The 19898-nt window shown below is 61.0% G+C and carries 15 protein-coding genes and 1 pseudogene; 1 reads left to right on the forward strand and 15 read right to left on the reverse strand.

Features of this window, described 5'->3' with window-relative positions:
• Positions 1-32: 32 nt before the first annotated feature.
• The 7 genes from ABDX79_RS18365 to ABDX79_RS18395 form a co-directional block, all read right to left on the reverse strand.
• Positions 33-1274: an MFS transporter gene (locus ABDX79_RS18365; RefSeq protein ID WP_346221762.1), complete on the reverse strand. Its 1242-nt coding sequence runs from the start codon at positions 1272-1274 to the stop codon at positions 33-35.
• A gap of 38 nt (positions 1275-1312) precedes the next feature.
• Positions 1313-2251 (reverse strand): alpha/beta hydrolase, encoded by a 939-nt coding sequence (locus ABDX79_RS18370; protein WP_346221763.1) that lies wholly within the window; start codon positions 2249-2251, stop codon positions 1313-1315.
• Positions 2252-2322: 71 nt separating this feature from the next.
• Complete coding sequence (locus ABDX79_RS18375; protein ID WP_346221764.1) at positions 2323-3576, reverse strand: ATP-grasp domain-containing protein; 1254 nt, start codon at positions 3574-3576, stop codon at positions 2323-2325.
• 77 nt (positions 3577-3653) lie between these two features.
• On the reverse strand, positions 3654-4010 hold the full coding sequence (locus ABDX79_RS18380) for a Rieske 2Fe-2S domain-containing protein (protein WP_346221765.1): 357 nt from the start codon (positions 4008-4010) through the stop codon (positions 3654-3656).
• Positions 4001-5428, reverse strand: coding sequence for an iron-containing redox enzyme family protein (locus tag ABDX79_RS18385; protein ID WP_346221766.1), 1428 nt, complete (start codon positions 5426-5428; stop codon positions 4001-4003). The genes ABDX79_RS18380 and ABDX79_RS18385 overlap by 10 nt, the downstream gene beginning before the upstream one ends.
• A gap of 10 nt (positions 5429-5438) precedes the next feature.
• Positions 5439-6353 carry a 50S ribosomal protein L11 methyltransferase gene (locus ABDX79_RS18390; protein ID WP_346221790.1) on the reverse strand — a complete coding sequence of 305 codons (915 nt, stop codon included), beginning with the start codon at positions 6351-6353 and terminating at the stop codon, positions 5439-5441.
• A gap of 752 nt (positions 6354-7105) precedes the next feature.
• Positions 7106-7822 (reverse strand): helix-turn-helix transcriptional regulator, encoded by a 717-nt coding sequence (locus ABDX79_RS18395; protein WP_346221767.1) that lies wholly within the window; start codon positions 7820-7822, stop codon positions 7106-7108.
• A gap of 122 nt (positions 7823-7944) precedes the next feature.
• On the opposite strand from ABDX79_RS18395, the gene ABDX79_RS18400 reads away from it, so the two are divergent.
• Positions 7945-8694: an acyl-homoserine-lactone synthase gene (locus tag ABDX79_RS18400; protein WP_346221768.1), complete on the forward strand. Its 750-nt coding sequence runs from the start codon at positions 7945-7947 to the stop codon at positions 8692-8694.
• A 207-nt stretch (positions 8695-8901) separates the two neighbouring features.
• Here the strand turns inward: ABDX79_RS18400 and ABDX79_RS18405 are convergent, their stop codons facing one another.
• The 8 genes and pseudogenes from ABDX79_RS18405 to ABDX79_RS18435 form a co-directional block, all read right to left on the reverse strand.
• Positions 8902-9273, reverse strand: a complete 372-nt coding sequence (locus tag ABDX79_RS18405) for a helix-turn-helix domain-containing protein (protein ID WP_346221769.1) — start codon at positions 9271-9273, stop codon at positions 8902-8904.
• 221 nt (positions 9274-9494) lie between these two features.
• Positions 9495-10085, reverse strand: a complete 591-nt coding sequence (locus tag ABDX79_RS18410; RefSeq protein ID WP_346221770.1) for a class I SAM-dependent methyltransferase — start codon at positions 10083-10085, stop codon at positions 9495-9497.
• A 507-nt stretch (positions 10086-10592) separates the two neighbouring features.
• Entirely contained in the window at positions 10593-10922 is a 330-nt protein-coding gene (locus ABDX79_RS18415) for a hypothetical protein (protein ID WP_346221771.1), read from the reverse strand.
• Positions 10923-10964: 42 nt separating this feature from the next.
• Positions 10965-11048, reverse strand: a pseudogene (locus tag ABDX79_RS19785) (helix-turn-helix domain-containing protein); the annotation flags it as partial.
• A 721-nt stretch (positions 11049-11769) separates the two neighbouring features.
• Positions 11770-14217: a hypothetical protein gene (locus ABDX79_RS18420; protein WP_346221772.1), complete on the reverse strand. Its 2448-nt coding sequence runs from the start codon at positions 14215-14217 to the stop codon at positions 11770-11772.
• Positions 14172-17255: a hypothetical protein gene (locus ABDX79_RS18425; protein WP_346221773.1), complete on the reverse strand. Its 3084-nt coding sequence runs from the start codon at positions 17253-17255 to the stop codon at positions 14172-14174. The genes ABDX79_RS18420 and ABDX79_RS18425 overlap by 46 nt, the downstream gene beginning before the upstream one ends.
• Positions 17255-18571, reverse strand: coding sequence for a S1 family peptidase (locus tag ABDX79_RS18430; RefSeq protein ID WP_346221774.1), 1317 nt, complete (start codon positions 18569-18571; stop codon positions 17255-17257). The genes ABDX79_RS18425 and ABDX79_RS18430 overlap by 1 nt, the downstream gene beginning before the upstream one ends.
• Positions 18561-19742, reverse strand: a complete 1182-nt coding sequence (locus ABDX79_RS18435) for a hypothetical protein (protein ID WP_346221775.1) — start codon at positions 19740-19742, stop codon at positions 18561-18563. The genes ABDX79_RS18430 and ABDX79_RS18435 overlap by 11 nt, the downstream gene beginning before the upstream one ends.
• Positions 19743-19898: the final 156 nt, after the last annotated feature.

The following is a 19898-nucleotide window of genomic DNA, read 5'->3' on the forward strand; positions in this document are numbered from 1 at the left end:
CCCCGCTCCGCCCCGCCAAGGAACCACCGGAATCAGGTGGCTTCGGTCCCGGCTGCGCCGAAACGGCTGCGGAACAGCCCGGTGACGAAAACCAGCACCATCTGCGTGAAGAACAGCGCGGCGGCCGCGGCCAGGCACATCACCTCTCCGTAGGTCGCACCGATCACAGCGCCTACCATCGCGCCGAAGGGGCGCGCGCCCCAGTTGGTGGTCATGTACATCGCCGAGACGCAGCCCAGCATGTGGGTCGGCGTGATGACCTGGCGCAGAGTGTTGGATGTGATGACCCAGATCACCGGGCCGAAGCCAAAGAGAAAGAAGGCCAGGGCCGGCAGGATCGCGGTCTCGTAGTTCACATTGGCCAACACCAGCATCGCTGCCAGGAACGAGATCACCGGCCCGAAGGCCAGAGAGGCGCCGAATCCTAGCATCTCGATGATGCGCTGCGAACAGAACGAGCCGACCAGCAGGCCGAAGCCCATGCAGCCCAGCGCATAACCCACGACCTCGGTGGACAGCCCCCAGGTGTTGATCGCCAGCGGCATGAATGCCGCCTGCAGCGCGAACCAGCCGCAGTTCCAGACGAAGGCGACCAGCATGATCGTCGAAAGCCGCGAGTCGCGGAAGATGAAGGATGCGCCCTCGGCAATGTTGGCGAACGGCGTCTTACTCCCGGTTCCCACCTGGGGTGTGCGCCCGTCGACTGTGATCCGCGAGATGAAGCCCATGGTCAGGACGGTCATCACCACGCCGAGAACAAAGACGTTCGAGGCTCCGAACCAGGCCGCCAGCGCACCGGCAAGGGCGGGCCCGAGGATCAGGCTCATGCTGCGCACCAGTTCGAGCCGGCCATTGTAGAACGACAGTCGGCTCTTCTCGACCAGGATCGGCAGGAAGGCCGGGAGCGAAGCGTTGAAGCCGACCGATCCGAAGGCGGCGAGGAAGCCGAGGATCGACAGGCTCCAGAACCCGATGCTGTCGAAGTAGGCCAAAGCCAGTATGGCCACCAGAGCGCAGACCCGCACCAGTTCGGTGGCGAGCATCACGCCGCGCTTGGACACCCGGTCGACGAGCACGCCCAGCGGGATCGACAGCAGAAAATAGGGCAGTGTCTGCAGCGCGCTGATCGTGCCGACGCCGCCAGCGCCGAGGCCGAGATACAAGACCGCGATCAGGGGGATCGCCGTGAGGCTGAGCTGGTCGGCCATCTGAGCGAACAGGTTCGCGCCGACCAGCGAATTGACGTTGCGAGGGGAAATCGAGGGCTGCGTCATGTCAGGGCTCCCATGTTGAGGATTGCGCGCTGTGACCGTCATTCGGCGACAAATGCGAGGAGTTTCGCGCATGCGCGGTCGAAGGCGGCGCGGGCGCTGGCGCTGAGGTAGCGGGCGCGGATCGCTCCATGTACTAGACCGTCCTCGACCGTCAGTTCCGCTTCGATGCCATAGCTTCGCAGCGCGTCGACGTAGCGTTCGGAATCGGCCCGCAGCGAGTCGAGCTCGGCCGCCATCACGTAGGCGGGCGGCAGCCCCTGGAAGTCGGCCCGCAGGAACGGCGAGACATGGTCGTGCAGCACCGTATCGCCGGGCGCGTAGCAGGCGGTGTAGAACTCCATCTCGCCGGCGGTGAGCAGCGGCGCATCACCGCCGCCGTTCTTCCAGCGCGAGAAATCGAGCACCGGGTTGAGCAGGACCTGCGCATCGATTGACCCATTGCCGGCATCGCGCAGCCGCATGCAGAGCGCCACGACCATGTTGCCGCCCGAACTGTCGCCGCAGATCACGAGCTTGCCTTGCGGTAGGCCTACCGCTTCGCCATTGGCGCGGACATAGGCCAGCACTGCGGCGCAATCGTCGATCGCCGCGGGAAACGGCGCCTCGGGGGCAAGGCGGAAATCGGCGGCCACCACGGTCAGCCCCGTGGCTTCGCAGATGTCACCCATGAGCCCGTGATGCGTATCGAGAGAGCCGAGGACGAAACCGCCGCCGCGAATGTAGAACACCGTGCCGGCGCACTGCCGGCTGTCGTGGCGATAGATGCGAAACCGGCGCTCGATCCCTTCGCTGTCGAACGCGACCTCGCGGCTCGTGACACCGGCCGGGAACGGCTTGTTGAAACGGGCGGCAAGTGTCTCGTACAGGGCCCGCTGCTCAGGGATCGGGAGCGTGTGGTATTCGCCCGACATGATGCCGTTACATTCGTCGATGAAGCCTGCGATGCCGTCGGCATAGGGTTGGGTGTGCATGTTCATGGCAACTGGTCCCTTTTCTGAAATAGCGGATTGCGGACGGCACGCGGTCAGAAGCCGTCGCTTGCGCGTCGTCAGTCGAAAAGTGCGACCTCCCAGGCGCGGATGCGGCGGCAGTCGGCGCTGATCTGTTCGGGGTCGTCGTGGGCGAGTGCGACGAAACCCATGTCGAGGCTGGCAAAGAGGTCGCAGGTCGGAGCGAGTGTCTGGCCGTCGGCGATGTCGATCCTGGAAAAGAAGTGACTTTCCAGATCGGCGATCCCGTTCAGCACCGCGCGGTTCGTGACCACGCCCCCGGTCCGGCAAAGCAGGAAGACGATGGTCAGATTGGTCTTCAGCTCGTAGCTGTCCTCGCTCAGGCCTTGCTCGGCGAAGCGCCGCGCTATGCGATCGACCTGGCTGTCACCGGTGGCGTGGCGGCAGAACCGCGGATGCCCGCCACCGTGCGGCCGGGCACCGATCTCGATCAGGCGTGGACCGTCTTTTGTCACCATGATCTCGATGTGATTGGTCCCGTAGTGCATGCCGACCGCGTCGAGCACCCTGAAGGCGTAATCGCGCAAGTCCGGCAGGTGCGGGGCATCGCTGGGGATCCACTCCATCGTATCGTAGATCGCCATGAACGGGCCGTTGTCGGTTTTGTTGTAGCGGCAGACGCTGGCGATGCTGTGGATGCCGGCATAGGTAGCCGTATCGACTGCGTATTCGGTGCCGCTAAGAAACTCCTGCACGACGAGGTTGTCGTTGACGGTGCCCAGCCGGTTGACGGACCCGACCATGCGATCGAACAGTTCGCGCCAACCTGCGCCCCCTGATACCTTGACGACCCCGTCGGTGCTGGCGCTTTTCGGCGGCTTCATCACGAGGTCGCGGCCCTTAAGACCTTCGCGTGCGATCCACGCGGCAACCTCCTCCGCAGACGCGGTGCAGATCTGACGCATGCTGGGGATGCCGGCGGCCTCGACCGCACGGGCCATCTCGCCCTTGTGGCGGCGTGCCTGCGCCTTTTCAGGGCTGTTTGCCCGCTCAGGCCGTACGATCGGCGAGATCGCGTCTGTCAGCTCGACGCCGGATTCGCAACCGGTCAGGATGCAGCGCGGCTTCAGCGATTTCAGTCGATCGACAAGGCCCGAAAGGTCGCCTTCTTCGGCAACCAGGATCATGTCGAAATCCTGTGGGCGGAATGACGGCGCGTAGACTTCGGGCGGTGTTGCTGCAGACATCACCGCGATCACCGGGACGCCGACCTGCTCGAAAGCGCTGGCGAAGAAGGCCCCCGACGAATAGGGGTCGACTATGACGGCCGGGCCGTCGAGAGGCATGGACATTTCCGTATTCCTTCGGTGACGATGCGCAGGGTGAGACCCGCTCGCGTGGGAGGGAGGCGCGCCACAGGCTTTGCGGGTCAGACTGTCTGGCCGACTTCGGCCCCTGGCCCCGGGCCGGACACGACGCGGATCGGCCAAGGCAGGCCCTCGGGATAGTCGGCCACGAGCCGCAAAAGACCCCGACTGGCGAAATAGGTCGCGCAGATGCCGTCGTAGGACTCGTCCCGCAACACCCGCCGGTCGTGCCAGGGGCAGCGGCGCACATTGTCCTTGTCGCGGTAACACAGGTGCAGAGGGCCGCCGCGGTGGCGGCATTTGTCACTGGCCACCCGCACCCTTCCGGCGTCGATGGACACGACGAGACGCTGGTTTTCGTGCGGTATCTCGACCAGAACGTGTCTGCCCGGGCCGACTTCGACCTCTTTCAGAGCCATTTGTTCACGTCTCCGATGCTGTAGATCTCGTACTGGCAGCTCTCGGACTGAATCAGCGCGCCGTGCAGGCGGTTGTGTTGAATGATGATGCCGTCGTCGTCGTTGAGCGTGGTGGAGAGCTGGAACCCGTTGAGAAACTCCATCTCGCCTGCAGTGACGTGGCAAAGCTCGTCGCCGTCATGGGTGTGGGTGATCGACAGTTCACCCCGAGGCTCATCGAGGTTGTCCTTGCGGATTTCTCCCGCCTCGTAGGCGGCGCGGACCTTGGGCCAGATCTTGCGGTAGATCCGGGTCTTCTCGATCGCGTCGTCCTTCCACTTGGTCTGGGTGACGAAATCGTTTTCGGCGAATTCGGCGATCAGCCGGGCCTCTTCGAAGCCGCGGATGATTTCCCGCGCAGCGAAGGAGCCATATTTCTGGATCGAAGGCCGGACCAATCCGTCGAAGGCCATGCGGCTGTGGTCGATATCGATGTGACAGTGCTCGTCGAAATAGCGCACATCGAGGTTGGGCAGCGCCTTGCGCAGCGCGTTTTTCCAGATGGCGCAGCTCGTGACGAAGCCTGTTTCCGCAAGGAAGATAGCCCCGATATAGCGAAATATGTTTCGCCGATTTCGCGTGATGGTGTTGTAGTAATTGGCCAGCAAGAGGCTGCCATTGAGATAATATTGCCAGTACTTGTGCGGCTCGGGGCTCAGCCCGGCCGAAATCATCGTCTCCTCGAACAGGGTCGAATGTTTCTTCTGGAAGTCACCGTAGCCGAGCTCGTCGATGATGATCTTGAAGAGCTCCGATGAAAGTTTTCCGTAATTGCCGCTGGCGTACCGTGCCATGGGGCTCGATTCGATCAGGAAATCCGGCGACAGCTGCACCAGGAAGTCACGCGCCGCGATCTCCGGATGGCTCGAGTTCAGGATGGCATCAGCCGAAGGAAGGCTTTCGACGGCTCGTGACTCGCGAATAAAGTTGTCGAAATATTCCTCGACCAGCCGCAGGTTCCAGTCGTCCGACAGGACGATTTCCTTGTCGAGAAAAGAGAACAAGTACTTTTCGAGATAAGGCATGCCGATATAGGCCTGCGCGACTTTTTCGTCGGAATAACGGTCAGCGAAATCAGGTCCGTTAAGATTTTCAGGTGGCAGCATCAGGAAATCCACCTCGTTCATCGCGAAGAGGATGCGGTTCGCGGCGAAGACGGTGTATTCCGGCAGCTCCTGCATGCTGACCGGCTTGGAGAAATCGAGATGTTTCACCACATGCGGACGCAGACGGCGGCCAAAGAAACGCTCTTCGTAGCGGTGCTCGTTGTCGTGGAAGAGCGGTAAATCGCAGAAGCCCAGGATCGCGTCGCGGCACAGATCATGGTTGCCGGTCGAGAAGTCGCCGACGACCTTCACGTCTTTGATGTTGTTTTTCATGACATCTTCCTCAATCAGTCACGAGCGACAAGGAGCCGTCGTTCGCCATCGCGAATTTGTAGGTGTGTCCAGTGATGACGTGGAGCGGCTCGGGGAAGGGGTGGAACGCCTGGTGCCAGTGCCCGCTGTCACGCACGTCATTGGACACGGTCGATTTTCCGAAGTTGGCGTGGAAGTAGGACACCACTCCGTGGCAGGGTCCTGATCCATAGGCCTTCAGCGAGAAAGTGGTCCGGTTCGGCGATGCCGCCCGGTAGTCGTAGCGCCGAATTTCCTGGACCTGCGACAGCGTCCGGGACGCATAAAGCTGGTAGCGGATCGGAAAGTACGACTTCGTCGAGAACCGGTTGATCCAACACAGGTCGATATCCGTTCCATCGATCACGCGGTTCAGCGAGGCGATTTCCTCGGAATTCACCATGAAGCCGTATTGCCGGATTTCGGACGGCATGATCACGGTGTGTTCGCCGGCGATCTCCGCGATGTCATTCGCGACGATCTCGTATCCTTCGCCCACCACGCCGCAATCGAGCGTCTCGGTGAAGATGATATCCGGCGTGACAGGCATCTCACCCGAGCGGATGAATTGCGTGCTGGCGGCATTGACGACGGTGATCCGGTTGGAAAGATTGTTGGCGGCGACTGTGCGCACGGCGACGTCGTAGAACTGATCGTCCATTTCGCACGTGTAAACGTGCTTGGCTCCGCAAGACGCGAAGTAGATCGCGGCAAGTCCAGCGCCGGTTCCGATTTCGAAGACAGTCTTGTCCTTAAGGTCAAGCGCTCGGATTGCTTCCAGAATCGCGCGATTTCGACTCTGGTCGTTCATCATCGAGAAATGCCAGGTCGGAAAGCCGCGCTTTTCGCGCAGAAATCCGGCCGGAACCATCACACGTTCCGCGGTATTCAGGTGCGTTTCGGTCACGAGGTTCAATCTTGCCTCCCAGGGCATGGTACGGGATCGAAACCGGCAGAATGCCGCTCCATGGCGGATCCGATCGGCCTGGACACAGATTGACAGGGACTGGGGAGCGCAGCGATCCGTACAAATGTGTTTGGCTGGACAGAGGGCCCGACGCCGCCGACCCTCAACCGAACCGACTTTCCCGGCGACCTCAAGTTCGGGGAGAGTTGGGTTGTCATGACGAAATCGATATCGAAGAGGGAGTCGCCGAAGCTCCAGGAACGGGCGGTTCGCATGGCTCGGGAGCATCAGGGCGATACCTCCTCGCCGTGAGAGGCCATCGCCCTCATCGCGGCGAGATTGGCTGCTGGGCCGAGACGCTGCGCAAATGGGTTCGCCAGGCCAACACGATCCCGCGCAAGGCAGCGGCGTATGTGCGGCGGCGGAGCGAGCCGAGAACCCTGGGCGCCGGTGGCGCCCCCTGCGTCACCGCGCTTTTCTCCGCCACGCAGCTTATGGCTGGGCGCGAAGCCGCCTCGCCGATCGCCACCCGGTCGGCGCAATCGTTCTTTTGACTCTTATACCGCCGGACGATGAATTGACCCGTTGGGTCAATCCACGCCCGGCAAACGGCTCAGACGCCGCTCGGGCTGCCGACGACTCATGAAACCGATGATTTCATAGGTCCGCCGGTATTAGTCTAGACGAGACTTGAGTTACGCTGCCGGCGTGTTCTCGCGCGCGTCGTCGAACGACCGCTGTCGGGCAGACGGTCAGAGCAGACCCATCGAGAACGCCTTGGCCACCGCTTGCGCCAAGGTCGAGCAGTTGAGCTTGAGCCGCAAGGCGCGACAGTAGCTGCGCACCGTGTGCTCCGATATGCCCATGATCTCAGCCATGTCGGTGTGTGTCTTGCCTTCGGAGATGAAACGCAGGCATTCGATCTCGCGGCGGGAAAGGTTGGCGGCGTAGCTCGCGTAGGGATCAATTTCGGTGCGCGCCAAAAAGTGCAGTCTGTGGGCGATATGCTCAAACTCGCGGCGACGCCCTTCGATGTGGCGTTGCCAATCGTCTTCCACCATGTCGCCTGCGCAGATCGAGAACAATCCTCGGTAGGGGCCGACATCCACCGTGGGAACGGTGAACCCGGCAGACGAAATCCCAAAGTTCTTGGCGTTCTGCATCAACAGTTTTTCTGCGTGTGATAAGACAATTTCGCTCCAGAAGAACGACTTTCCCTCGGATTGGGCGTACCGGATGACCGGATCAACCTTCATCAGGTTGTTCAAGAGATAAAAACGGATCCAATTCTCGGAATACGTCGTCTTGACGTAGGGGACGGCCAACCGGTTCGCTGAGGCGATCACCATCTGAAACGTGGCGTGTTCGACGCAACTGCCAGCGCACAGTTCCTGCAAGAAACCCTCAACTGAATCAGCCACCTGCACGGCAGACGTCATACTGTCGATAAAGCGATATACGGAGTCCACTTGGGGCTGTAATCCTGCAATACGTACAGTTGTGTTTGTCAAATTGTTAGTGCACAACTGCACGTTTTGAAATCGCTACAAATGCGGAAGAAAAATCGGGTCATCCAGAGGGAGGACCACCGATGACCTTTCAAATCGACACCACCACATCAATCGAATCTCAGCTCCGCGCGCAAATGCTCAGGCTCCGAAAACATGTGTTTTGTGATGAGCTTGGCTGGGATATCCCGCACTGCGAGGGGCAAGAGGCCGACATTTTCGACTTCGGTTCCAGCTATTACCTGAATTGGGTGGACGACCTTTCAGGCGCTTTCCTCGGCAGTATTCGGCTTATGCCGCTCATGCGCGATAACTTGATGACGACAGTATTCCGCCGGACCATCGCCGTTGAACGCTTCGGAGACGTCCGCCGCAACTGCCGCGTCTGGGAAGGCACCCGCCTTTGCCTCAACGATAGGCTGATCGAGCCCGAGGCCAGAACCGCCGCCTTGGTCACTCTGCTGGGCGGGCTGTTCATGGCCTGCCGCGCCATGGGCGTCGAGATGCTGCTCTGCAACTGCAGCAGCGTGAAGTATCGCCGCTACCGCAGCCTGGGCTTCCACGTCGAGCACCTGGGCGTGACAAGGGAATTCCGCCACGATGCCGTTCACTGCCTGGGCTTTGAAATCTCCGAGGCCAACCTGCACGCGCTGATGCGGCTGAGCAATTCGCCGGAGCTCCGGCAACCGGTCCTGCGCGGCGAAGGCATCCGCGTGGCACGCGCCTTTACCGATGGCACACCCGTCGCGCCGCTCGCGGCCTCCACGCACGTCCCGCCAGCATACATTGCCACCGACGCTGTCACAGGCGCGCCCATGGCGCTGCACGCCTGAGCAACGTTTCTCCACGCTCGCGCGCCAGCCCTGTCGTCAGGCGGATATTTCGAGCGAGAGATCAACCGACCCTGAGGCGGAGCAACGTCCTCAGATCGCCGTGCGTCTCATGCCGATGGATCTTTGAAAGCACCGCTTTTTAAGGTCCGTCGGCAGCCCGAGCGGCGCTTGAGCCGTGCGCCGGACGAGAATTGGCCATGGGTCAATTCATTCGTCCGGCGGTATCATAAGACGTACGGCGATCTGATCACTTGAATCAACGTAAGCGCCGCCCTTCAGCCAGCCGGCAATCTGCTCGGGCGACAAGCCCTCCGACAGGCGCTGGACGACGAATTCCCGCAGGCGTGCGTCGGTTTCGAGGATAGCCGCCCGCTGCCGTCGCTCAAGATAGGCTCCGTCCGCTAACCGAGGCGAATACGTTCCGCTCGACAACGCGTTGCGGCGAAGCTCGCGGCTGATCGTAGCGGGAGCACGACCAAGAGCTTTAGCGATCTCGGCGTTTGGATGGCCTGCGGCGCGAAAGACCGCAATCTGCTCCCTCGAGAAACGAGAGATGGACGTCGGATGGCATGGCAACACTCCATTGGGTCTGGATAACCGAGCCGATCATAAATCGGCTCTGGGGTGTTGCACTTCGCGCTGGAACTCAGTCCCCGCCCGGCCCGTGAGGGAGTTGTCGATCTCGACGAAGAGCCGCCCAGCTTCCGAATAGTCGAAGATAAAATAGACGTATAGACTACTGGACGGCTGACGACATACTGCCGCGATCTATGCAATCATGCCGTCCGCGGTACATCTTCTTATGAGCGATGTTGCGTGTAAATTGCTTCGCCTATTAGCTGAAATCGACTACGAATGCGGTCTGCCTGTTCTTCGCTCAACGAGTTCTCGAATAGCCAAAGCAGATCCTTTGGAGGTTCCGAACCGAACGCTAAAACACCTAGACCATGTTCATGCTTAAATTCGAAGCTTGGCCACTTAGTCCGAACTTCGTCCCAAAATTGCCAAACACCAAATCCGGATTTGCGTTCCTGAGTATCGTGGAACAGTACAATCGCTCTATTAGAAAGCTTGACAGACCACGTTTCAAAATCATGGCTGACCTGCTCATATGTGTGCCTGCCGTCAATATGAATAAGATCAATCGAAGAGTTCTCGAAATCGGCAAGGGCTGCATCGAACGTTGACCGAATTAAAGTTGAGAAAGTTGAATACTGCCTCTTGTGAAATTCCTCAAATTCAAGAAACACCTCTTCGCCGTAAAAGCCGGCGTGTTCATCACCCTGCCAGGTATCAATCCCGAAGCAACGCGTATTCAATTTGTTTCGGCGCACCGCCTCACAAAACGAAGTATAGGAGACGCCATGGTGGACTCCGAGTTCGACAAGCACCGCTGGCCGCGATAAGGTTGCAACTAGATGACCAAATGGCACGTGTTGGTGCCATGCACTATCCTGCCGTGCTCGGGCGTTCGGCCAAAAAACTGGATCAAGCTCGGGACCAGAGAGAAATTTAAACGGATCAGATCTATGTTTCACAGGACGGCTCTCTAATCATATACAAATTTCGTTCAACACAGACATGTTGCATCGCCATATCGCGACCTTCTTCTACACCATTGGTCAACCAATGAATGAATCCCGATTTGGAGCGACCAAGCGCTAGAGCGTCTCGCACATCGCAAATACGCTCAAAATAAAACTGCTCATCGAACATTCTATCGAATTCGCCTCCGAACAATACAGTTAAATCCCGAAGTCGCCTATCATAGTTTTCTGAGTATGGTAGTTCAAAGGCACTTTGGTTCGAAATCGCGTGGACCTCAGGTGTTGTTCGCAAATTTATACCAACTCTCGCTGATCAGGACCCACCTGAGTTACATCGTGAAGTGCAACGGCTCATGAGAAGCGGATCTGGACGTCCTTGCCAAGCTCTTTGAGCATGGCCTGAAGCGGCGTGGTGAAGCCGAGGCATTTCCTCGGCGTGGTGTTGATCGAGACGATGATGTCCTGAAGATCGGTTTCGGTGAGGGTGTCGAGATCGAGCGATCGCGGGAGCCATCGTCGCAATCGACCGTTTGCGTTCCCGGTGCCGCCCTTCAGCCAGCCGGCAATCTGCTCGGGCGACCCGCCCTCCGACAGGCGCTGGACGACGAAGTCCCGCAGGCATGCGTCGGTTTCGAGGATAGCCGCCCGCTGCCGTCGCTCAAGATAGGCTCCGTCGGCCAACCGAAGCGAATACGTCCCGCTCGGCAACGCGTTGCGGCGAAGCTCGCGGCCGATGGTCGAAGGCGATCGTTTCAGAGCGCGAGCGATGGCGGCATTCGAATAGCCGGCGGCCTGAAGTACGGTGATCTCTTATCTTTCGAGAGAAGACAGATGGACGTAGGATGGCATGGCAACACTCGATTGGGTCTGGATAACCGAGCCGATCATAAATCGGCTCTGGGGTGTTGCACTTCGCGCTGGAACTCAGGGGGCCGCATGACATCGAAATCGATCCACAGATTAAATCGATATATTACCGGTCTAAGCTCGAGCTCTATGATGTTTTATATGGTAAATAAACCAAATGGAGATTTACAGGAGATGGTTGAAAGCTTATTCGGTATTTCGAAAGAGTCGTTGGTTCACGAGTATTTTTTTGTTATATTATTCGCATTCTGTCTGTTTGCAAATCTCTTCTATCGTGATCCAGAGACCATTAAAGAGTAATAATGTGGGCAACGATAACATCAACGACTCGTTCGATCGTGCCACGTCTCGTTCCGAGGCTTATCAACAGGCGGCGCCTCAGTCGTTAACGGTATACGAGTGGTTCGATTTCGACGTTTTCCTCCCGTTTGCAGCACGTTCAGAGCGACCGTCGGAATCAAAGAGCCACTAGCCAGGATATTGTTTCTAGTGGAGCTTTTGAATTTGACATTTGAAGCGGAGTTCGCCGAGAGCGGGACGCAAATGTCAGATTCGCTCTACTAGCTCCTTCTCAAAGATAGGAGCCTCTGAAAAATCCGGGACGCTTCACACGGAACTCAGAGTTGTGGCCGCTCTCGAGCGCGACCTGATCAGTTGCCGGTCACAGACTGCCGTCCCAGTTGGTTTCGGATGAACGGCGCGCCTGTGGGTCGGCAGTCCCCTGAGCGTTTTGTGGGCGATTGCTGCTGTCTGGCTGAGGTGGGCTTGCTTCGCCCGCCCCATTGGCGATCCGAGACGCTGGAGCTTCGGGATGCGGCAGCAAGCCATCCCCTCTCATTTCGTTTTGCTGCGCCTCGATCTCGCGTTCGGTTTCCTCGATCCGCAGACCCAGCTCCCGCCGCCGCTCGCGGGCTTCCGGCGTGGTGTCCGTAATCTTCAGCCGCTCGATCAACAGGTTTTCGAGGCTGTCCTGCAGGATGGTCAGCTTCTGGCGGATGCGCTTCAGCTTGCCCTGCCGTGTCGTCTGGTTCATCAACCGGACCTCGTTCACCTCGCCGGACCGGCCTGCCGTCAGCTCTATGGTCCCTGCCTGTAGCCCGAATTCGCTTTGCAGCTCATGTCGGACGACATTGACGATCTCATTACGGGCTTGCGACGTGTAATCTCGTGCCGCAAGGGTGAGAGACGCCGCGAGGCTCTCGATTTCATCGTTGTTGATATGGCTCAGCCGGTTTGAGACGACCTTTCTGAGATGATTGGCGATCAGTCTCCGCAAGGCTTCGGTCTCTTCGTCCTGGAGCCGCTTTGACAGCATCATCACGACCTGGGTCGCATGGCCGCCAGCGATCGTCAGATAGACGTCGAGCGTCCTGTCGAGCCCGGCATTGTCTCGGTCCACGAGCTCGCATGTAAAATCGATCGTCTTGAGCGCGGCGACCTTCGAGCGAAGGGCCTCCAGATGTTGGTCGCGGCGATGGAAGGAGAGAGATTGGAGGCCGACGCCAGGATAGCGCCGTTCGAGGATCTCGCTAAGCTTGGCTTGGATACGATTGGCGTCCTTCTCCCGCTCCTGCCCCGGCAGGCCCTGTTCGCCGGTCGGGTTGTCCCACTCACCCGCGCCGATATAGGTGCTGAAATAGGTCTCGGCTGCGGTGGTCTGCATGACGAGCTGCGCGGCCTCCTTCGCGGCCGCGATCAGACAATCTTCCACGAATTGATCGTCGGGCAGGCGCGCATTCGTTCCCCTCCCCGTCCGGGCATGATCGGCGACGAAGCCGTCGATCGCCTTTCGGCTCTCGAACATCACCTCCATGTCCATGGAGAAATGACCGTGGATCGTCGGATGGGCGGTCGGATAGGTCGTCTCGGGCACCCGGACGCGGTTCACGGTGAGCCAGCGCTGCAGCGGCAGGAAGGGCGTGCCGACGAAGACGGTGAGCTCGAGACCGATCACCTCGGCCTCGGCGGAGATACAGGCCTTGATCTCGTCGTTCTTCCTGGAAATGGCCGCATCGGAAAAATCGTTGATCGCGGTGCCGGCGAGAACGCGCCTCAGACAGGCGGCCATGGTGCGCTCGAACCAGGCCGCGCGATCGGGGCGTCCGGCCCGATCGTAGCGTCCAGCGCCGTCGGGATGGATTTCCGCGATGGCTTCGGCGCGAAATTCGAGAGGATGGCCGTAGCTGTCCTCCCAGGGAACGCGAGTGTCGAGCTTGACGGCATGGGCAGGCGGCTTTGCCGAATCGACGTTCTTAACGAGGAGATTGGCGACGCAGAATCCGAAATCGTTCAGATAGGCGGCGATCCGGGGTTTCAGGACCTCGTTCATCCGCTTCTGATCGTACCAGTAGTCGAAGAGGCGGATCTCCTCGCTCGCGGCCTGCCGGATCACGTCGGCGACGGCGTCGCGCAGCCGGTTTCTGTCACCCGGCAGGGCGCTCTTGGCTGGAAGCGCCGGATCGCGCGCGATCCTGAGTTCGAAGGAGGCCGGCACCGTCCGATCGATCCGGTCGCGCAGGACGAGGAGGAGCGGTGCGGCCGGGTCGGAGGCGACGGCCGTATCCTTGGGTATCACCGTGTCGACGTCGAAATCGAGCTCCACGCGGATGGCGAACCGCGCGGAGAGTTCGGCCGCGAGTGCCGTCTCCCACTCCTTCTTGTTGCGCGCGATCCGCGTATCGATGTCGTCCGAATCGCTTTTGGCGGACACTTCGAGCAGCCTGCGTAACCGGTCACCGAAATAGCTGTAAAAGAGCTGCTCGGGGCCTTTCTCGTCGTCGAAATGGCATTCCGCGATCCGGCGCGTGCGGTCGCGGGACGTGGCGATCCGCATGTCCAGCTTGAATCTCACCTCCTCGCGGGTCCTGAACAGGGTGGGGCCGATCTCCTGCTTCAAGCGCTCCGTGGCATCGGAGATGGGGCGATAATATTCGCGGTGTACGGCGATCACCCGTTTGGGATTGGCCAGCCAGAGCCTCGCGCCCTCGATGATCTTGCCGGTCCGGTCGAAGGAGAAGCTGTCGTAGCCCTCGCGGTTCGGCTCGTTCTTGTCCATCGAGACGATCACTTCGCGGTACGGGCAGGCATATCCGATGGTATTGCCGGGCATGGCGTATCTCCCTGATTGTCTTGAGGGTGTGCGCGTTCGGGCGTTTGGAGAGCCAGCGCCAGCATTCGGGCGGCCTCCGCCTTGGCGAGGTAGAATTTGGCGGCCGAAGGGTCGCCATAGGATTCGGCCCCGCGGAAAAGCGCCTCTTCCGTCGCAAGGGCCAATCGGCAAAGTCCGTGGCGAAGCTCTGCGAGCCGCTTGTCCGAAAGCCTGTCTCGCAGATCGAGGAGGAACGCGCGGAATCCGTTCGCACCCGCCTGATCGCCGCCGATGGGCGCGACGCCAAGGGTCTGGCAGCGCCAATGAAGAAGGAGCGCAGGCCAGAACAGGCCGTAGACACCGACAAGGGCTTTCGCGTCAGGGGACGAGAAGTCCGTGCCAAGCGCGTCAAGCCGCTCGAAAAAGGTTCCGACAGTGAGATCGGCCGGAGCGTTGCAATGGGCAAGGAGAGAGCGAAGCACCCGCTTCTCCTTTTCGTCCACAGAAAGATCCTGCCACGGGCCGAGCCCGTCCGGAACGCCGTCGAGGAGGACGGAAAGAATGTCCTTGAGTCGTTCTCTAACGGTGCCGAGCGCCATGCCGCCGGCGCTTCGTGCAAGCCAGTCCGCGGGAGAGACCGCGAAGAAGCGCTCGACGACGTGGTCGCGCACGAGGGCCTCCGGACTATCCTTCTGAAACGGCTCCTGGACGATCAGGCTGGCGAAGCGGGGATGTCTCATCTTCCGGTATTCGACGAGCCCCGTCTGCGGCGTCAGCCACCTGATCTCAAGATTGACGATGTGCTCCGTCACGACATCGCCGATCGCCTGCCAGGGATCAGGCGCTTCGGCCGATCCCGCCTTGAGGATCTCGACGATCCGCGCAAACCGCTCCAGCGGCGCGGACGGCGCAAGCACGCTGTCGAAACCGGTATGGAGAAAGCTGTGAACGATGGTGCGGAGAAAGACGAGGTTCCTGCGATTGCGTTGGAAGAAGGCGATCCGGCGGCGCAGGTTGCTCGTGCCGCCGGTCAGCCTGTCTGCGGGCCCGAGCAGCATCATCCAGAGCGCGAACGCGACCTCGAACGGCGCGGGCCAATCCTCCGCATTGAGGGCGGCTTCGATCATGCCGTCTGCAAGGGCTTTCGCCTCGGGTCTGTCGTGGCCGTCCCTTTGGGTTGCGCTGGATCTGCAGGCAGACAGAAAGATCGTCATGGTCTTGGCGAGACATAGCGCCGCCCGTTCGGAGGGGACCAGATCGCCGTCGGCCCGAAGGTCTCCGGTCAGTTCGCGGGCAAGAAAGGTGGCGTTACGGATCGCCTTCTGGCGATGGTCGCGGGCGAACGTCTCTTCCTGTGCGAACTTCTTCCTTCCTTCGAAGGTCAGGTTCTTTTTCAGGAAATCGTAGAAAGCGAATTCGCCGAGCCAGGCCACCAGTTGGTCATCGGCGAGCGCGGTAGGCAAATGACAGCGGATTCCTGCGAGGATTTCCAGAACCACGCGGTGATCGATCTGCTCGCTGACGACGGACGCTTCGATGTTGGAGAGAAGCCGGGCGACCAGCTCCCCCGCCTGGATCGGCGCACTGCTGCCGATATGGTCCGCGACGGGAAAAAAATCCCAGTCCTTGCCAAGCCGATAATGCCCGTCGGGTTCGGCGCGGATATCATAATATCTCAGGATCTGGTCCGCCCATCGGTCGAAATAATCGATGATGCGCGGCCGTTCCTTGGCAATGTCGGCCTGTTTGCCGGAAACGGTTTTCAGCTCCTGAATGTGTTTGAGATCCGCTTCGGTGAGATCAGCAAAGCTGACCCGCTCCTTAGGGTCGAGGCATGCCCGGGCGAAGCTGCGGAAAGCGGGGCCGGGAAGCGCGCTGCAGAACGCGGCGGTGAAGACGAGCGCCGCGTGCAGGACCCGAGGATCCGGCGGCGGCTTTTCGCCGCTTCTCTCCCCTTGGTCCCTGTTCTCTGCCGATGCGAGTTCGGCGAGCCCGAAGGCGGCATCGACCCGTCGGCCAGGTCTCTCCCAGATGTCCTCGACGTCGAAGCTCCTCGTCGCGTTCGACCGCAATCGACTGGTCAAGCCGTCGGGCGTTCGCGCTTCGGCCAGTCCGGCGGCCACACGCACGAAAGCGTTCCATTCGTTGCCGTCGTTCTTTCGACCCAGCCAGCGTATATTCGCTTCGAAGTCCAGCAACGCCTCCGTTTCGATGCGGTCTGGGTCTATGTCGCGCTTTTCCGCCCAGTCGAGGACGAGAGGCAGCGCCCATGGCAGCGGAAAGATGCGGTTGTCGGAATGGACAAGGTCCGAGATGCGTCGCCGCCCCGACAGCTCGATCCCGAGGATCAGCTGCTTGTTCTGGTCTCGAAGGATTTTGCTCAACGCGTCATGGCCGCAGAGGCTCACCGTTTCCCAGCCGCGTGAGTGCGACGCATCGCGCACCCACACGATGAGCTTGTCCGCCACGACATTGCCCACCGCGATCTCTTGCGACAGGAAGCCCGCCAGAGACTCGGGCGTCTGGGATGCCGCGATCTTGCCGTCGAACTCGCAGATCTGTATCGGCGGCCCGCTTTTCTCGCCGGCTCGGCCCTTGCCCGGGTCTTCGGCGAGAAGTCGGGCGAGCGCTGCGAGAGGCGCGGGAGGCACAGAAGACTTAGGATCGTTCGTGCGCAGCGCGAGCGCCACGACCGGGACGGGATTGGCATCGAGGCCCACACCCGATGCATAGGCTGCGGCGCGCATGAGAAGGCTGGTGAAATACGAATTCCTGGCCGTCGAGAGCGCGTATTCCAGAAGGGTCTCGCCCAATCTTAAATCCAGATCGACGAGGCGATAGGGAAACGTATTGAGCTCTTCGCCGCCACTGTTCTGAGACCCTTGCTTGGAGGTGTCCGGCTCCCCATCGGTGTCGAACGAGAGATTGCCAGCTGGATCGTTCTGCGTATCCCCCGAAAGCGTGTTGGTCTCCTTGTTCATTGACACGTTCTGGGGGCCATAACCGCCAAAGCCGGCCATGAAGCCGCCTTTGATCGGGCTCATGGGCTCTTCGCTCATCAAACGGCTCCTGCCCATACGGGGACGGCGAGCGCCGGCCTGAAGGCTGCGCGCGGTGCTTTTCTCGAAGCCGCCGAGGTTCGATGGCTCTGACGGATCTGCTGCCCCTGCCGACGAACGCGCTGCCAGGACCCACTTTCGGTGCGTGCCCATTCGAGACCGTTGTCCGGAAACGCATAGAATGCGGCGCCGGCCTCGCCCTCTTTCGGACGTTCCGGCGGCAGACCCGGAATGGCCTCGGAAGCCAGCGAACTCTCCGCTGGCGCTGCCGGGGACCGGCCCAACAGAGGCTGTTCCAGCTCAAGCGCCCCCGCCGGGCGCAGCCAGTCGCGCCAGGGCTCGCGGTTCTCATGCTCGTTCCTCTTCAGGAGAGTCTGGAGCCGCGAAAGTTCATCTTCGGAAAAGTCCGCGATGCTGCGCTGCCGGGCCTCGCGAAGAACTGGCGATCGCTCGATCCCGTTCAGTGCGTCGACGTCGGAGAGGTCGAGAGCATGGGTCGCCACATAGACGACGTCCGTCGGGCCGCCGGTCCCAAGATGGAACGCGGGAGGCGTGCAACGGACGAAGGCTTTCGGATTTCGCGAAGGAAGAAGAGGCAGGTGCACGATCTGCGGCAGGCCGTAGCCGGTCCCGTCCGGGCTCGCAGGCCCAGGCGACGCGGTGGCCTTCGCATCGGGCGCGACGAACGCGCGGATTTCGGTGTCCCGGATCGTGCCCGTGAAATCGATCGTTCCTCCGCCGAAACATGTCATGGCGGCCAGTTCGAAGCCGTCGCCGACCCTCAGAAAGATCGGTCCGCCACTCATCCCGACTTCGGCCTGTCCAAAGAATGCGGTCACCGATCCGCTCTGCGCATCCTCGTTGCCGCTTGGCGAGACGTTCGAACAGTTCAAACGGACCGACCTGCCATCGTCGAGGAAGCCGAGCGCCAGCAGCGCATCCGACTGTTTCAGCCGTCTGCGGACGTAGAGCGGTGGCGAAACCGGAGCGACCTCCAGGGACCGATCGAGCTGGAGGAGAACCATGTCCCTGTTGTCGTGGACGGCGAAGAGGAGCGCGTCCCTTACCACCCCGTCATGGGCCGTCACGGTCGCCGAAAGTTGGCCGATCTTCTGTTTCAGCCTCTCGCAGGCATTGACCGTCTTTCTGGGCGTCGGATTTTCTTCCTCCCCTTCCCGACTCCCATAAAAGGTCCCGTCGACCACATGGGCACAGGTGAGGACGAGATCCGGCGCGACGAGAAGCCCGGAACCGTTTCCGGCGCCCTCGCTCCTGATGTGCACGACGCATTCCGCAAGCCCGCTCTCACAGGGCATTGCGGCGCTCGATGACCCGGCCGAGAAGTGCCTCGAGTTTCGCTCGCGGCAAAAAGACGTGACCGTTCTCGATGGCGTCCTTGATCGCCTCCAGCAGGCTTGCCTCGTCACGCGGGCTCTTAAGGACCGCCAGAAGCCGCAGGATCTCGGCGCGCGCGTCCTGATCGTCAGCGGCCGCGATCGGATCGAGCCGAAGGGCATCGGCGTCCAGCCGGCGGAGGACAGCACTGTCGAGATAGCTTTCGGCAACCGTGGCGACCTGGCTGCCGGAGCCGAAGTTACGGGCGTTGTCCGCACCGGCCAGGGCCTGCCATGCCGCGATCGCGGCCTGACGCTTCAAGAACGCGGCGCGTGTCGCCGCATCGTCGGCCGTCTCATTTTCGAGAGCCTTGCCATGCACCTCGATCCGGGGCGCGAGCGTCTCGACGATCGTTTCGTGAACATGCGCGAGCTCGCTCCGTTCTGCGAGCACGATCGCAAAGCGCTGGCGGCGGGTCGGCACGGCCTCCTCGTAGAGACTGGCGATCGGCCTCTCGTGTTCGAAACCGGGCGGCCAGAGGGACGCCTCCACGACATCCGACGCGATGGCCGCCCGCAGGCCATCCTCCTCCCTCGGGAAAGAATCGACCGCACCGGCGGCGTGCTCGATGAGGGCGTCGAGCCTTGCCCTGCGGTCCTCGCTCAGGGCGTCGCCAAGGTCCCGCCCAAGGTCTCCTCCAGCCCCGAAGTGACCGATCGGATCGAGCAGCCGGCGCTCGTCGGCGCCGTGTTGTGCGTCCGGTCGACCGTCAACCTGCGTTCCGGCGCTCTGGAACGGTGCGGTGTAGACACGGCCGGTCTCGAGCGGCATCTCGGCCATGACGAGACTGGGGAGGCGACCGGGCTCGCCCCAGGGGCCGAGCCGCGTCGTCGTCTCCGGCGACAGCACGATCTCAAGCCGATGGAACGGCCCGAGATCGCGACCGGGAAGCTTGCGCGCCACGATCTCGCACAGGGCCTCGATCTCCTCGCCATAGGTCCATGCGCCCGCCTCGCTCCGGGCGACGACGGTCAGCGTGATCGCGCTGGCGCTCGGATGATCGCCAACGGGACGCGCCCTTTGGCCGGGCGGGCCTCGCCGCGCCTTCGCCCGCCCCAACAGCGTCCCGATCATGCCATCGACACCAGCCATCGTCCCTCTCCATGCCGTTTCCGACCCAGAACCTTACCCAAGAAAATATTTCAATCAATGGTTGATTTACACCATTTCTGAAGCTACCGATTCCCGTAGGGGTAGTTTTTGCAAAAGTGGGGGATCTGAGGTTGCGACCTGTTTCCACGAGGACTC

The organism is Fulvimarina fulva, from assembly GCF_039652615.1.
GTDB lineage: Bacteria > Pseudomonadota > Alphaproteobacteria > Rhizobiales > Rhizobiaceae > Fulvimarina.